The sequence below is a fragment of the Neorhizobium puerariae genome (genome assembly GCF_042429745.1).
Lineage (GTDB): Bacteria > Pseudomonadota > Alphaproteobacteria > Rhizobiales > Rhizobiaceae > Neorhizobium > Neorhizobium puerariae.
In genome coordinates, this window is record NZ_JBHMAA010000032.1 from 141,946 (window position 1) to 156,569 (window position 14,624).

Genomic DNA, 14,624 nt, shown 5'->3' on the forward strand with positions numbered 1-14,624 from the left:
TTAGATCGACGCATCGCGCCTTCCAAAAATCGATTCCGGTTTCTGCGCCGATGCTGTAGACCTTCGGGCGCAGGAACAAGGGAGAACACGATGACGGACGAACTGGTACTCTACACCAATCCCATGTCGCGCGGGCGCATCGCGCGCTGGATGCTGGAAGAGATCGGCGTGCCCTATCGCACCGAGATCCTTCATTTCGGCACGACGATGAAGGGCGATGCCTACAAGGCCGTCAATCCGATGGGCAAGGTGCCGGCCGTCAAGCACGGCAAGCACGTCGTAACCGAATGCGCCGCGATCTGCGCCTATCTGGCGGATGCCTTCCCGGAAGCGGGCCTTGCTCCGCCGACGGAGCAACGCGCCGATTATTACCGCTGGCTCTTCTTCGCTGCCGGTCCGCTGGAGGCATCCGTCAGCAATCGCGTCCTCGGCTTCGAGGTGCCGAAGGAACGCGAGCGGATGATCGGCTACGGCACCTACCAGGATGTGATGGACGTGCTCGAAAAAGCGGTGCGGACCAGCGCCTATATCGCCGGGAACACGTTCACCGCGGCGGATGTCTATGTCGGCTCGCATCTCGGTTACGGCCTGCAGTTCGGCACGATCGAGAAGCGCCCGGCCTTCGAACAGTATTTCGGCCGTCTCACATTGCGCGATGCCTACCAACGCGCCAACGAAAAGGACAATGCCGCCGCCGCGGAACTGCAGAAGGCCGGATAGTTTTTTACCACCGACTGAAGATTCGTGATGAATCCCGGTCTCCGTTGCTTGTGAAAGCAGGATTTCCACAGCCCCCGGATCGCCGGGCCAACGCCCTATTTCTCGGCATCGAAAGCAAGAGATGTCGCGAGGTAACCGAGACCGAAGATCGAGCCGAGACCGTAGACCATCAGCCATATCGCGATCAAACCGATCATGGAGAGCGCCGGAAAGTCAGGCGCCTGCGCCAATATCGCCACGGCAGCGGCGGCCCCCAGGGTAAACCCGATCGATATGCGGACAAGCATGTAACTGATCAGAGGAGGCATGTGTCGCTCCCGGGCGCGCACCGTCCGCCGATACGGGGCGCCGACACTATAAACGGGAGAAACCCCGTGGAAGTTCCGCGGGGGTATGTGGACATGCAGGCAGCACGCACCACCCCGCGGGCAGGAAGCGATCAGGCCTCAATGGCAGAAGCATCGCGTCAGTCCGGTATCGCATTGAACGAGACGACCGGGGTCGCCCCGGCCGCACTTCAGTTCGAAGGCGCAGGCGTACCGGGAGCCGGTGCCGGCGTCGAAGGTGCTGGCGTGGTTGGCGCAGTCCCCGTCCCAGTCGGCGCGGTCGTCGGACGTGGCCACAGGAAAAGCGCCAGCAGAACGACGACGATGACCACGATGATCCCGATGATGGCGTTTCTGCTCATGGATTCCTCCCTCTCGAAACGATCGGAGAAACAATCATGAGCAATTGCTGTGGCGAGAGTGTGGATGTGTAGCGGTTATCGAAGACAAGCGGGAATTGCCGGAAGATACAAACCTCGCATCCGCTGGCCTCCACCCGGGAACGGCAAGATGCATGGTCGATACCTCCGGCAAATTCGCATGCTTAAACGCGATCGCAACCAAAGCCCGTGGAAATCCGAACATCGTCGGGATGGCCACGCCGGCGGCCGCTCTTGCCGTATCCGTCGATATAATAATATCTGCGGTTCGCCGACCTGATGCGCGGATCGTACAGATATCTCGTAGCGGCATTCAAAGCCTGGCCGGGGCTGCAGCCCGGACGACTATAGCGCCGCTCTCCGCGCCAGTCATCGCGACGGTCATCGCGACGATAATATCGCCGCTCGTAATCATCCGGCCGCATGACGCGTACGCCGCCGTCGTCAAGGTCGAACTGTACCACTTGGGCCACGGCAGGCCCGGGCAGCATGCTCATCCCAACAAACAAGGCGGACATCCCCGCCAGCAAAGCCATATGTTTCGCTTTCATCTCTCTCGCTCCGCCAGATTCAAGGCACACCGCCATTCTAGCGAGAGAAAAATGAACGATAGCAAAACAAGTTCCCTAACCCTGCAGGTATCAATCGAGAAAGTCCTGGAACAGACATCGTCATCGGCCTGCGGAGGGTCACATTTCGCCAGAAGACACGGGTTCCACCCGTCAGGCAAATGAAAGAGCGCATCCTCATGCGCTTCTCCGGACTGTTCCTTGAAAACCACCGCAAGAAACCGGGCGAGGAACGGCACCCCTCAAAAGCTGCCTTCTCACCAACAAAATCTGTGACTTGGCTGAAGCTAAGATCGTGATTTTGCAATCTCTCCCGCCAAGGGAGAGGTGGGGTGCCGAGTTCGCGGCGCCGGCATCCCTCCCCTTGTGGGAGAGAAAGCAATGTCGAAATCGTAGCGAGGCCAAGTTTCAGAAGTTGCAAGTGAGGGGATAGCTCTTCCGCTCAGCTCCGCAACCCCGGCGCTTCGTAACCCGTGCGCTCCACATATTCGGTATAACCGCCGTCATACCGGTGAATGCCGTCCGGCGTCAGTTCCAGCACGCGATTCGAGAGTTCGGCCAGGAAATGCCGGTCGTGGCTGACGAACAGCATCGTCCCCTCGTATTCCGACAATGCCTTGATCAGCATTTCCTTGGTGTCGAGGTCGAGATGGTTGGTCGGCTCGTCGAGGACCAGGAAATTCGGCGGATCGAAGAGCATGGCCGCCATGACGAGACGCGCCTTCTCGCCGCCCGAAAGCACCCGGCACCTTTTCTCGACGTCGTCGCCGGAAAAACCGAAGCAGCCGGCGAGCGTCCTCAAAGCCCCCTGCCCGGCGCGCGGAAACTCCGCCTCCAGCCATTCGAAGACGGTGAGGTCTCCGTCGAGCAGATCCATGGCGTGCTGGGCGAAATAGCCCATCTTGACGCTGGCGCCCACTGTCACGCTGCCCATGTCCGGCTCGGTCGTACCCGCCACCAGTTTCAAAAGCGTCGATTTGCCTGCGCCATTGACGCCCATGATGCACCAGCGCTCCTTGCGGCGGACCATGAAATCCAGCCCCTCATAGATCGGGCGGCTGCCATATTTCTTGTGAACGTTCTTCAGGCTCACCACATCCTCGCCCGAGCGCGGCGCCTGCTGGAATTCGAAGGCCACCGACTGGCGGCGGCGCGGAGGCTCGACGCGTTCGATCTTGTCGAGCTTCTTTACCCGGCTCTGCACCTGCGCTGCATGGCTGGCGCGCGCCTTGAAGCGCTCGATGAACTTGATCTCCTTGGCGAGCATGGCCTGCTGGCGCTCGAACTGCGCCTGCTGCTGCTTCTCGTTCTGGGCACGCTGCTGCTCATAAAAACCGTAATCGCCCGAATAGGTGGTGAGCGAACCGGCATCGATCTCGATGATCTTGTTGACGATGCGGTTCATGAACTCGCGGTCGTGCGAGGTCATCAGCAACGCGCCGTCGTAGTTCTTCAGGAAGGCCTCGAGCCAGATCAGGCTTTCAAGGTCGAGGTGGTTGCTCGGCTCGTCAAGCAGCATGACATCGGGGCGCATGAGGAGAATACGGGCGAGCGCGACGCGCATCTTCCAGCCGCCGGAAAGCTTGCCGACATCGCCGTCCATCATCTCCTGGGTGAAACTGAGCCCTGCCAGCACCTCGCGGGCGCGGCCCTCCAGCCCATAGCCGTCGAGCTCCTCGTAGCGCGCCTGCACCTCGCCGTAGCGCTCGATGATCGTGTCCATCTCGTCCATGCGGTCCGGATCGATCATCGCGGCTTCCAGATCGCGCAGTTCGGCGGCGACTTCACTCACCGGCCCCGCCCCGTCCATCACCTCGGTGACGGCGCTGCGGCCGGACATCTCGCCGACATCCTGGTTGAAATAGCCGATCGTCACATTCTTCTCGGTGGCGACCTGGCCCTCGTCGGGAATTTCCTGGCCGGTGATCATCCGGAAGAGCGTCGTCTTGCCGGCGCCGTTCGGGCCGACGAGGCCGATCTTCTCGCCGCGATTCAGCGCCGCGGACGCCTCGATATAGAGAATGCGGTGGCTGTTCGACTTGCTGATGTTCTCGATGCGGATCATGGGGCGGAACTTTGGTGGAGGATGGCAACAAAAAAGCCGGATCGTCGCCGACCCGGCTTTTCTATCTCTTGTCTGCGAAGCTTATTCGGCGCTGTCTTCAGCGGCCTTCTTCTTCGGAGCAGCCTTCTTCTTCGGCGCGGCTTCTTCGCCTTCACCGGCGTCGGCAGCCTCGGCCTTGGCGGCAGCCTTCTTCGGCGCAGCCTTCTTCTTGGCCGGCTTCTCGGCGGCGTCGCCGTCCTCGTCTTCAGCCAGCAGCTCTTCCTTCGTCACGGTCTTGTCGGTGACGTTGATCTCGGAGAGCAGCTTGTCGACGACCTTTTCTTCGAAGATCGGGGCGCGAAGCGAAGCGGAAGCACCGGGGGTGTTGCGGAAGAAATCGAGGATTTCCTTCTGCTGGCCCGGGAACTGCTGGAGCTGAGCGTAAAGCGCCCGCTGCATTTCCTCTTCGGTCACCTCGACACCGGCCTTCTCACCGATCTCGGAAAGAACCAGACCCAGGCGAACGCGGCGCTCGGCGAGCTTGCGATATTCGGCGCGCGCATCCTCTTCCGTCGTGTCTTCGTCCTCGAAGGTCTTGCCGGACTGCTGGAGGTCGGTGTTGATCTGGCGCCAGATGTTTTCGAATTCCGCGTCGACGAGGCCCTGCGGGGTGTCGAACTGGTACATCTCATCGAGCTGGTCGAGGATCTGACGCTTCACCTTCTGGCGGGTGACGTTGCCATACTGGCTTTCGATCTGGCCGCGGACGATCTCCTTGAGGCGATCGACGGATTCGATGCCAAGCTTTTCGGCGAGTTCGTCATTGATCTCGATGGCAGCCGGTGCGGCCACGTCCTTGACGGTGATCTCGAAGGCGGCTTCCTTGCCGGCGAGATTGGCAGCCGGGTAATCGGCCGGGAACGTGACGGTGATCGTCTTCTCGTCACCAGCCTTGACGCCGACGAGCTGGTCTTCGAAGCCCGGGATGAAACGGCCGGAGCCGAGAACCAGTTCGGCATCGTCGGCAGCGCCACCATCAAAGGCTTCGCCGTCGACCTTGCCAAGATAGTTCATGGTGACGCGGTCGCCCTCGGCAGCCTTGCCCTTCTTGGTCTCGAAGGTGCGGGCGCTTTCGGCGATCTTCTCGATCTGCTCGTTGACTTCGTCCTCGCTGACCTCGACGACCTCGCGCACGACGGAAAGGCCGTTGGTCGGCTTCAGCTCGATCGGCGGAATGACTTCATAGGAGAGCGTGAATTCGAAATCGACCTGCGCGTTGAGGATCTTCTCGGCTTCGGCCTCGTCCTCGGTCATGGCGACCGACGGCTGGGTCGCCGACTTCTCACCGCGCTCAGAGAGGATCTGGCCCGGACGCTCGCGAACGATCTCGTTGACGAGGTCAGCCATGATCGACTTGCCGTACATCTTCTTCAGATGCGCGACCGGGACCTTGCCCGGACGGAAACCGTTGATGCGGACCTTGTCCTTGGCGTCGGCGAGGCGCAGGTTGAGCTGCGCTTCCATATCCTGCTTCGGGATAACGACCTTGATTTCGCGCTTCAGCCCTTCAGCGAGCGTTTCGGTAACCTGCATTTTCAAACCTTCATATCGTGGCGGCAGTGCCCAGACAGCCGTTTGTTTCCATGAGCACATCGCCGGAACTGTTCAAACCGGCCGCGGCTTCAAGGAGCGCCGGTCCCTTGGAAGCCGAAACCGGCTCGGACCGCACTCCCGGCGGTTCTGGTGCGGGTAGAGAGACTTGAACTCCCACGCCTTGCGGCACCAGAACCTAAATCTGGCGTGTCTACCAATTTCACCATACCCGCGCCCCAACCGCGTCGAAAATCCTCGTGGCCAGAGGCCTTCCGGAGCGCGCGTCTCTATATCACCCGTTTCAGCACACGCAAAGGGAAAATGACGCTTTCTTGGCAGTTCCGGAAAAGTGCAATCCGGCGCCTTCAAAAGAAGGAAAACCGGGCCGATGCCGGCCTTGCAGACGGAAGCGGTTAACCTGTCGTTAAATTAGAATGTGTAAATTTAAACTCATCCCGCGATGGAGCCATGCAAGGGTCGCATGCCATCCATTCAGATATTGCACTGCACAATGAGGATGCGATTTCATATTATGCAAATGCAGGGATTGATCGAAACCGACTGATCTCCCTGTTTCGGGCAGTCTGGCACCTGCACGAAAATAGAGTGCCCTCGGGATGTCTCCCGTGACAGAAATTCGGGCCGCGCACTCCTCCTCCCAGCGCGGTCCCGATGGGACTGGCGATCCTCCTCCTCCCAAGTCGCCAGTCGTTACAAATGACGCCCACCGGACCTCCTCCCCCGGTGGGCGTTATTTTTTTGCCTTGCGGTACAAAGCCCTGCAAATATGCCTACCGTTTACCCAAGGATACCATGGTTAATCGTTTCGCAATGCGCAAAATGCATAGGTGGCATACCAAACGGGCGCTGTTCATTTTTGCAGCGCAGCATATATTAGCGGTCATGAGATCGAAGTCAGCGCCGAAGGGGCTGCTGGCAAGGCCTAGAAAAGGACAGGACCATGAACATCGCTCAGAAGATCACCACCTGGCGCAAGTACCGCGAAACCGTCAACGAGCTCGGCCGCATGACCGACCGTGAGCTCAGCGACCTCGGCATCGGCCGCGCCGATATCCGCCGCGTTGCCCGCACGGCAGTCGGCTACTAAGCCGTCGACTTCATTCACGTCAGCGACTTTTGAAAGCGCCTCCTTCGGGAGGCGCTTTTCGTTTGGGTCTATGACGGCCGTCCTTTCCGAAATACCTGCCTGATTTTCAGGCTTAGCCGCATATTTCACCAACCCATTGCACATTTGCATGGCAGTCGCACACTTTTTGCACTGCACTTTTTTATTATGCGGCTGTATAAGACGCTCATCGCTGATGACGATAGAGCATCAGGACAAAGATGATTTGAGGAAACAACCATGAACCCGATCCGCATCGCTAAGAACTGGATCAGCTACCGCCGCACGATGAACGAGCTTGGCAATCTTTCGAACCAGGCGCTCAACGATATCGGTCTGACCCGTTACGACATCCGCCATATCGCGGCACGTTCCTTCCGTTAATCCGCTTCTCGCAGGCGGACCCGCGCGGCATCAGGCCGCTGCGGCGAGAGGGATCGGCAGTCTCAGGAATACATCCAAGGACGTATCAAAGGCACCTTTTCAGGTGCCTTTTTGATTCCGGTCGGACACACAGCGTGATATTGAGCCGGCCATGAGCAATAATTCCCTCTCTCCCATTCATATCGTCGGCGGCGGACTCGCAGGCTCCGAGGCCGCATGGCAGGCGGCCGAGGCCGGCGTGCCGGTGATTCTCCATGAAATGCGCGGCGTGCGCGGCACCGACGCCCACAAGACCGACGGCCTTGCCGAGCTCGTCTGCTCCAATTCGTTCCGGTCCGACGACGCCTCGGCAAATGCCGTCGGCGTCATCCATGCAGAAATGCGTCTTGCCAATTCCCTGATCATGGCTTCCGCCGACCGCAACCAGGTGCCGGCCGGCGGGGCGCTGGCCGTCGATCGCGACGGCTTCTCCGAAGCGGTCACCGGGGCGATCGAAAAACATCCGCTGATCACCGTCGTCCGCGAGGAATTGCAGGGCCTGCCGCCCAGGGAATGGGATCTGGCGATCGTCGCGACAGGTCCCCTCACCTCGCCATCGCTCGCGGCGGCGATCCAGGCCGAGACCGGCGAGGACCAGCTAGCCTTCTTCGATGCGATCGCACCGATCGTGCATCGCGATTCGATCGACATGGACATCTGCTGGTACCAGTCACGGTACGACAAGGTCGGCCCCGGCGGCACCGGCAAGGACTATATCAACTGCCCGATGGACGAAGCGCAGTACAACGCCTTCGTCGACGCGCTGATCGCCGCCGACACGGTCGGCTTCAAGGAATGGGAAGGCACGCCCTATTTCGACGGTTGCCTGCCGATCGAGGTGATGGCGGAACGCGGGCGCGAGACGCTCAGGCACGGGCCGATGAAACCGATGGGCCTGACCAACGCCCACAATCCGACCGTCAAGGCCTACGCCGTCGTGCAGCTGCGTCAGGACAATGCGCTCGGCACGCTCTACAACATGGTCGGTTTTCAGACGAAGCTGAAATACGGGGCGCAGGTCGACGTGTTTCGCCTGATTCCCGGCCTGCAGAACGCCGAATTCGCCCGCCTCGGCGGGCTGCACCGCAACACCTATATCCACTCGCCGGTGCTGCTGGACAGGACCCTGACACTGAAAAGCAGGCCCGGCCTCAGGTTCGCGGGCCAGATCACCGGCTGCGAAGGTTATGTGGAGAGCGCGGCGATCGGGCTGCTGGCCGGCCGCTTCGCAGCCGCCGAGCGCAAGGGCGAAACGCTCCCGCCGCCGCCGGCGACGACCGCCTTCGGCTCGCTGCTCGGACATATCACCGGCGGCCACCTGGTTTCGGAAGACGAGCCGGGCAAGCGCTCGTTCCAGCCGATGAACATCAATTTCGGGCTGTTTCCGGAGCTGGAGCCCGGTTCGATCGTCAAGCCGGAAGGCGTCAAGCGCTTCCGCGGCAAGGACAAGACCGTGATGAAGCGGCAACTGCTCGCCGCGCGGGCATTGACCGATTGCGCTAATTGGCTCGGTCGGGGGTGATGCCCTCGACCTTGGCCTCCACGCCACCCGGCGCTTCCGAGGCATCGGGCGCTTCCGGCTGGTCCCCGATCTCGCGATCGGTAACGCTGACGTAATTGTCGAGCAGCCAGAGCGAAACCTCGGCGGCTTCCTTCTCCGTCGAGAAGACGAAAGTACCGTTCTGGCTCGGCGCATCCAGGAACTCGACGCTGAAACCCTTTGCGTCCGGCAGGGGCGTGATGCGCGCCCGGCCGGGGTCGATCAGGTGGCAGGCGTAATGGTTGCGCTGGCTACGCATGAAGCCGGCCTTGCTGCCGTACAGGCGCACGAAAATCGCCTCGCCATCGGCGGTCACATGCAGGCTGCGAATCGCCTCGTTCGGAAACGCGCGGCCGAATTCGAGGATGGCCAGCCCGGTATCGTGGCGGTTTCCCTCGGGACGTTCGCTGCTGACCAGGCCGGTCACGTAATAGGCGAGCCCCATCAGGAGCACGAAGATGATCGACCAGACGATGACGGGGCTCACATCGCTTCTCCTTTGATGGGCCTATCTCTGCCGATGCCCCTTTAGCCCATGAGGCTTGTGCGAATTTGGCGTCTCTCAAAAACGGCGCGTGACGGCAGCCTTGAGGAGCCGCAATTGCCGGCGCCATTGCGGCGGCTGCAGGGCCGTGTCGAGCACCGCAGCACCCGCCCTGGCCGCCCGGAGCAGGACGGGTTCCGCAAGCGTCACCGGCAGAAAGGCCGGCAATATGGACGCCCTTGCGGGGCCGGCCTTTCGCGCCTTGGCCAGATGCTCGAGCCCAAGCCCCGCGAAGGCCTCGACGGCGGCCGAGATGCGCTGCCTGTCCTCGCCGCGAAGGAATGTATCACGATCAAGCCCGGTCGCCGAGAGGATGTCGAGCGGCAGGTAGAGTTGATGGCGGCGGCGATGGACCGGCATGAGGAGCAGGAGCCCCGCAATCGACTGCGCCACGCCCGCATGGCCGGCGGCCTCCGCCGAATGCGCGGCATCGTCAGGATTGAGGACGAGGCTGGCAAGCTGGATCAGCGCCGATGCCGTCTCTCCGGCATATCCTTCAAGCGCATTCCTGTCGGCCAGCGGGTCGTCGTAGAGATCGAAGGTGCGTGCCTCGATCATGTCGATGAGCGTCCGTCTCGGCAGGCGGTTCGCCCCGATCGCGTCGAGCAGGCCGGTTGCGACCGGATTGCCGCCGCTGTCGCCGGGGGAATTGCCCTCCAGCAGATCATGCCACCACTGCAGCCGGATTTCGCCGGGCAACGGTTCTCGCACGACATCACGCACACGGGCAATCTCGGCATTGAACGCATAAAGCGCGGCGAGTGCGCCGCGCTTGTCTTCCGGCGAAAGAAGGCAGGCGAGATAGCGGTCGCGGTCAGTCTCCCGAAGCGTCGCAAGACACAGATCGGCAGTTTCTTTTGCAGCTCCAGCCATCTCAGACCGCGATCAGGGCGACCGCAACGGCGCGCGATTCGGCAAGCATGATATTGAACGTGCGGACCGCGGCACCCGTGCTCATGGGATCGGACGCAATTCCCCGCCCCTTCAGCGCGGCCTTCAAATCGGCGGGTATCGGCTTCAGATTCCGGCCGGTTCCGACCAGCAGCACCTCGATCCCGTCGGATTCGGCGAGCACCCTGGAGAAAGCCTCGACCGTCAGCGGATCGCCCTCCTCGATATCCCAGCCGTAGATTCCGGACGGCAAGCAGAGAAGAGAACCGCGATGCGACATATCGGCGAAACGGAAACCGCCATTGCCATAGGCATCGATCGGAGCGCGACCGGGAAAATGGGCTTCGCGGATTTCGATGCCTTTCGCCATGATGTTACGCTCTCTTGAAAAATTTCGGGCCGGACGATCCGGCCCTTCTGCTCAACGGGTTCGCGACAGGCACGTTCCCGCCCTGGGGTCAGGCTTCGGTCTTGACCGGTTCGCCCTTGACGCGGACTTCCGCGATATAGGCGCGCATGGCGCGGATCTTCACGCCGTCCGCGATTTCGATTTCCAGTTCCGCGTCGTCGACGACTTTCGTAACCTTGCCGGTGATGCCGCCGCCGAGCACGACCTGATCGCCGCGACGGATATTGGCAAGCGTCTCTGCCCGCTTCTTCTGCTGGGCGCGTTGCGGGCGGATCAGGAAGAAATACCAGACCACCATGAGCGGGGCGAAGAGGAAAAGCATTTCAAGGCCGGAGCCGAATGCGGAGGCTCCGGGGGCGGCGCCTTCGGCCTGGGCGAATGCTTCGGTAATGAACATCGACAACTCCTAAGATTACCGGAGACGTCGAAGCCCCCGTTTCAAGCCGCCGGAATATAGTTGCGACGGGCTGGAATGCAACAGAAACAAGCCTTTCGGCGTACCGAATCCACGGCTCTCAGGCTTTTGAGACGAAAAACCACATGTTACCGCCTTACCAAGCCATGCCAGCCGGCGCGGGCTACGGAGAAAAGACCGGAGGTAAAATCGATGAGCGACGAGATGAACGCCCTGATCCTGGCCGAGGTCCGCAGGCTCGCGGACGCGGTGGAGCGACTTGCCGGACCGCCGCCCGCGGTCAACGACTGGAATGCGGCCGATTGCTTCGTATGGGTGCCGGCGAGCCAGCGCCTCCAACCCGTGCCGCGCCCGAACCGCGTGTCCTTGAAGCTGATCCGCGGCGTGGATCACGTACGCGACATCCTGCACGAGAACACCCTGCGCTTCACCGAGGGTTTTCCGGCCAACAACGTGCTGCTCTGGGGCGCGCGGGGCATGGGAAAATCCTCGCTCGTGAAGGCCGTGCATGAGGATGTGCGGGCGGCAACCGGCGTATCGCTGAAGCTTGTCGAGGTGCATCGCGAGGATATTTCCTCGCTGCCGGATCTTCTGGAGATCCTGAAATCTTCCGGCCATCGCGTCATCGTCTTCTGCGACGATCTTTCCTTCGATCACGACGACACAGCCTACAAATCATTGAAGGCGGCGCTCGACGGCGGCATCGAAGGACGGCCGGACAACGTGCTCTTCTACGCCACGTCCAACCGGCGCCATCTCCTGCCCCGCAACATGATCGAGAACGAGCAGTCGACGGCCATCAATCCATCCGAAGCCGTCGAGGAAAAGGTGTCGCTGTCCGATCGTTTCGGACTCTGGCTCGGCTTCCACAAATGCAGCCAGGACGATTACCTGACGATGATCGACGGTTACGCCGACCATTTCGATCTGGGACTGGACCGGGAGACACTGCATACGCAGGCTCTCGAATGGGCGACGACCCGCGGCGGACGTTCGGGGCGTGTCGCCTGGCAATATATCCAGGGTCTCGCCGGACGGCTCAGAAAGCCGCTGGACAGGTAGTGGAACCATGTCGCGCAGAGTGTCGTGCGGTTTTACGACCACGGCATGCGCAAGAACAAAGGCCTTGAGCATAGCAGGCAGGCCTGAAGGACGCGGTACGCCCTGACGCAAAAAAGCCCGGCATTGCCGGGCTTTTCTTCATCCCCCTTGAGACGCACTACTCTATTCAAGGTAGGTGATCGGGTTGACCGGGGTCGCATCCTTGCGGACCTCGAAATGCACCTGCGGACGCTTGGCGTCGCCGCTCATGCCGGACGCTGCGAGCGTCTGGCCGCGGGTGACCTTCTGGCCGCGGGTGACGTTGATGTTGCCGGCATGGCCGTAGACCGTAACCCTGCCGTCGTCGTGACGGACGAGAACCGTGTTGCCGAGCTGCTTCAGGCCGTTGCCGGCATAGATGACCACGCCGTTTTCGGCCGCCTTGATCGGCGTGCCTTCCGGAACCGAAATATCGATGCCGTCATTGCGGTTTCCGTCGACATTCTGGCCGTAACCGGCGATGACGGCGCCATTGACGGGCCAGCGGTATTTGCCGATGCCCGTGGACTGGGGAGCCACGGCCGCGACATCGGCCTTCTTCTCGACCTCGGACACGGACGCGGTTTCGGCAACCGGCTTTGCCGCTGCCGGAGCAGATGCCTGCACCACCGGAGCGGCGGCGGGAGCAGCCGGCTTCGGCGAAGCTGCCGGCTTATCGGCAGGCTGCTTCGGAATGGAAGCGGTCTTGACCATGTCCGCAGCCGGCGCGGCCGCACCCTTGCCGATCTTCAGCGTCTGGCCGATGCGGATACCGCCGGCGGTCAGGTTGTTTGCGGCCTTGAGTTGCTCGACCGGCGTGCCGGTTTCGCGGGCGATCTTAGTCAGCGTGTCGCCGGGCTTCACCGTATAGGTGTCGCCGACCGGCTTGCCGCCGGCAGGAGGCGTGAGTTTCGCAGGCTCGGCGACCGCCTTGTCGCGGGCGGGCGACGGCAGCACGGCGACTTTCTGCTCCGGCTCGCGGACGGGAGCAGGCATCTTGTTCTGCAGGTCGATTTCACCGGCGGCCGTCTTGGCCGAATTGGCTGCGGTGCCGAAGGTCGGAATGATGACGGCCTGGCCCGGAGCGACCGCGCCGCCATTGGCCTTCAGGATTTCCTTTTCCGGAACCCCGTAGCGCCTGGAGAGCGTCGAGACGGTCTCGCCCGGCCGCAACGCAACCTTCGGAGCGTTGACCGTCGACCAGCCGGACATCGGCTTGACCTGGGCCTTGACAGTGCCGGTGACGAGATTATCGGCCCTGGCCGCCGCGGACGGAGGCACAAGCGCCTGCGAGCCGGACCGGCCACCGGGGAACGGCTGGGCCAGCGCTTCCTGACGGGTCGCGGGATCGCGGGCTGCGACAGGCGCGCTGCGCGGGGGGCTCATGCTGCCCGGCGCGGCAAGTTCGGAACGCTGGACGGAGGCCGGAGCCGAGGCGACGCGGGCCGGAGAAGAATATCCGCCGTAATTGCCGGGATAGGGCTGAGCCGCGGCGTTGCGCGAACCGTAGTCATTCTGCGGGATCGGAGGCAGGGCCGAACCGTTGCCCAGATCGGCCTGCGGCGTCGGCACCTGGCCATAGGCCCCGCCGCCCTGCCGCTGCGGAATGGACGCCGTCATTATGTTATCGGATTTGGAGAAAAGGCCTGAGAAGCGCGTCGCGTCCGAACTGCACCCTGTCGCCGCACTGGCGAGAAGCGCCGCCACGGCAAATTTGGCAACGGACTTTCCGGCTTTCGGAGAACTCTTGAAACGCATGACTCGACCTACAGATACGCAACCATCGTGTAAGTCATTAAAACCCGTTAGTCTTACCGTCGGGTTAAAGCGCGGGGTCCGCTCCGATTTTTTTGTCAAATTGATAACCATGACTCGCCGAAGGCTTCCTTGTCATGGAACAAACAGCCCTGTCCGATAATCAAAGGGCTGCCGCGATGTGCGGGACGATCGGCAGATAGGGTACGGCGAAGAGGTCTTCCCGCTCGAATCGGCTGCCGGTCTTGGTCAGCCGCATCATCATGCAATTCTCTTCGTCGATCATCAGCGGGGCGACCATGGAGCCGCCATGGGTCAGCTGTTCGGCATAAAAGCGCGGCGGGGCCGAAAACGCCGCCGTCACGAAAATCCGGTCGAAGGTTCCCTCGCCCGGCATGCCATTGCTGCCATCGGCCTGGCGCACCACGACATTGCGCAGGCCCAGCGCATCCACGCGGCTTTGGGCGCTGGTGACGAGCGTGCGATACCGCTCGATGGTCAAAACCCGCTCGGCGATGCGTCCCATCACCGCTGCGGTAAATCCGCTGCCTGTGCCGATTTCGAGCACCCGGTGCCCCGGCTTGACCTGCAGGCGGTGAAGCAGCCGCACGACCAGGTCTGCGCCCTCCATGAAAGACCCGCATTCGATCGGCACCGTGCGGCTGGAATAGGCGTCTTCGGCAAAGGGCGCCGGCACGAATTGCGAGCGCGGGGTCTGCTCGACAGCCGTCAAAAGGTCCAGGTCGGAAATGCCTTCCGACCGCAGGCGCAGTACGAGCGCGGCAAAACCTTCTTTTTCGACCATGCCC

The 14,624-nt window shown here is 61.8% G+C and carries 16 protein-coding genes and 1 tRNA gene; 5 read left to right on the forward strand and 12 right to left on the reverse strand.

Translation table 11 applies throughout. From position 1 onward, the window contains the following. Positions 1–90 precede the first annotated feature (90 nt). Positions 91–720, forward strand: coding sequence for a glutathione S-transferase family protein (locus tag ACFFP0_RS25105; protein WP_377264953.1), 630 nt, complete (start codon positions 91–93; stop codon positions 718–720). Between the two features lie 95 nt (positions 721–815). Here ACFFP0_RS25105 and ACFFP0_RS25110 read toward each other — a convergent pair whose 3' ends face one another. The 6 genes from ACFFP0_RS25110 to ACFFP0_RS25135 all read right to left on the reverse strand — a co-directional run bounded on the left by ACFFP0_RS25110 (position 816) and on the right by ACFFP0_RS25135 (position 5,865). Then, the gene (locus ACFFP0_RS25110; RefSeq protein WP_377264954.1) at positions 816–1,028 is read right to left on the reverse strand and encodes a hypothetical protein; all 213 of its coding nucleotides are present in this window, start codon (positions 1,026–1,028) and stop codon (positions 816–818) included. A gap of 209 nt (positions 1,029–1,237) precedes the next feature. Next, positions 1,238–1,408 (reverse strand): hypothetical protein, encoded by a 171-nt coding sequence (locus tag ACFFP0_RS25115; protein WP_377264955.1) that lies wholly within the window; start codon positions 1,406–1,408, stop codon positions 1,238–1,240. A gap of 182 nt (positions 1,409–1,590) precedes the next feature. Then, complete coding sequence (locus ACFFP0_RS25120) at positions 1,591–1,977, reverse strand: hypothetical protein (RefSeq protein WP_377264956.1); 387 nt, start codon at positions 1,975–1,977, stop codon at positions 1,591–1,593. Positions 1,978–2,437: 460 nt separating this feature from the next. Then, the gene (locus ACFFP0_RS25125; protein WP_377264957.1) at positions 2,438–4,060 is read right to left on the reverse strand and encodes an ABC-F family ATP-binding cassette domain-containing protein; all 1,623 of its coding nucleotides are present in this window, start codon (positions 4,058–4,060) and stop codon (positions 2,438–2,440) included. Positions 4,061–4,141: 81 nt separating this feature from the next. Beyond that, positions 4,142–5,632: a trigger factor gene (tig, locus tag ACFFP0_RS25130; RefSeq protein WP_377264958.1), complete on the reverse strand. Its 1,491-nt coding sequence runs from the start codon at positions 5,630–5,632 to the stop codon at positions 4,142–4,144. Positions 5,633–5,780: 148 nt separating this feature from the next. Continuing rightward, positions 5,781–5,865: transfer RNA gene (locus ACFFP0_RS25135), tRNA-Leu, on the reverse strand. 728 nt (positions 5,866–6,593) lie between these two features. Here ACFFP0_RS25135 and ACFFP0_RS25140 point away from each other — a divergent pair. The 3 genes from ACFFP0_RS25140 (at position 6,594) to trmFO (ending at position 8,703) form a co-directional block, all read left to right on the forward strand. Next, the gene (locus tag ACFFP0_RS25140; protein WP_377264959.1) at positions 6,594–6,740 is read left to right on the forward strand and encodes a DUF1127 domain-containing protein; all 147 of its coding nucleotides are present in this window, start codon (positions 6,594–6,596) and stop codon (positions 6,738–6,740) included. 258 nt (positions 6,741–6,998) lie between these two features. Then, positions 6,999–7,142 carry a DUF1127 domain-containing protein gene (locus ACFFP0_RS25145; RefSeq protein ID WP_081952840.1) on the forward strand — a complete coding sequence of 48 codons (144 nt, stop codon included), beginning with the start codon at positions 6,999–7,001 and terminating at the stop codon, positions 7,140–7,142. Positions 7,143–7,293: 151 nt separating this feature from the next. Then, on the forward strand, positions 7,294–8,703 hold the full coding sequence (trmFO, locus tag ACFFP0_RS25150; RefSeq protein WP_377264960.1) for a methylenetetrahydrofolate--tRNA-(uracil(54)-C(5))-methyltransferase (FADH(2)-oxidizing) TrmFO: 1,410 nt from the start codon (positions 7,294–7,296) through the stop codon (positions 8,701–8,703). Here trmFO and ACFFP0_RS25155 read toward each other — a convergent pair. From ACFFP0_RS25155 to yajC, 4 genes are all read right to left on the reverse strand, one after another. Continuing rightward, positions 8,681–9,208, reverse strand: a complete 528-nt coding sequence (locus ACFFP0_RS25155) for a BRCT domain-containing protein (RefSeq protein WP_377264961.1) — start codon at positions 9,206–9,208, stop codon at positions 8,681–8,683. The genes trmFO and ACFFP0_RS25155 overlap by 23 nt on opposite strands. 75 nt (positions 9,209–9,283) lie before the next feature. Beyond that, positions 9,284–10,138 carry a phytoene/squalene synthase family protein gene (locus ACFFP0_RS25160; RefSeq protein WP_377264962.1) on the reverse strand — a complete coding sequence of 285 codons (855 nt, stop codon included), beginning with the start codon at positions 10,136–10,138 and terminating at the stop codon, positions 9,284–9,286. A gap of 1 nt (position 10,139) precedes the next feature. Further along, complete coding sequence (locus ACFFP0_RS25165; RefSeq protein ID WP_377264963.1) at positions 10,140–10,526, reverse strand: Mth938-like domain-containing protein; 387 nt, start codon at positions 10,524–10,526, stop codon at positions 10,140–10,142. A gap of 88 nt (positions 10,527–10,614) precedes the next feature. Continuing rightward, positions 10,615–10,962 carry a preprotein translocase subunit YajC gene (gene yajC / locus ACFFP0_RS25170; RefSeq protein ID WP_377264964.1) on the reverse strand — a complete coding sequence of 116 codons (348 nt, stop codon included), beginning with the start codon at positions 10,960–10,962 and terminating at the stop codon, positions 10,615–10,617. Between the two features lie 210 nt (positions 10,963–11,172). Here yajC and ACFFP0_RS25175 point away from each other — a divergent pair, with 210 nt between their 5' ends. Continuing rightward, complete coding sequence (locus tag ACFFP0_RS25175) at positions 11,173–12,042, forward strand: ATP-binding protein (protein ID WP_377264965.1); 870 nt, start codon at positions 11,173–11,175, stop codon at positions 12,040–12,042. A 162-nt stretch (positions 12,043–12,204) separates the two neighbouring features. Here the strand turns inward: ACFFP0_RS25175 and ACFFP0_RS25180 are convergent, their stop codons facing one another. Beyond that, entirely contained in the window at positions 12,205–13,818 is a 1,614-nt protein-coding gene (locus ACFFP0_RS25180; RefSeq protein ID WP_377264966.1) for a peptidoglycan DD-metalloendopeptidase family protein, read from the reverse strand. A gap of 160 nt (positions 13,819–13,978) precedes the next feature. Further along, the gene (locus tag ACFFP0_RS25185) at positions 13,979–14,620 is read right to left on the reverse strand and encodes a protein-L-isoaspartate(D-aspartate) O-methyltransferase (protein WP_377264967.1); all 642 of its coding nucleotides are present in this window, start codon (positions 14,618–14,620) and stop codon (positions 13,979–13,981) included. Positions 14,621–14,624: the final 4 nt, after the last annotated feature.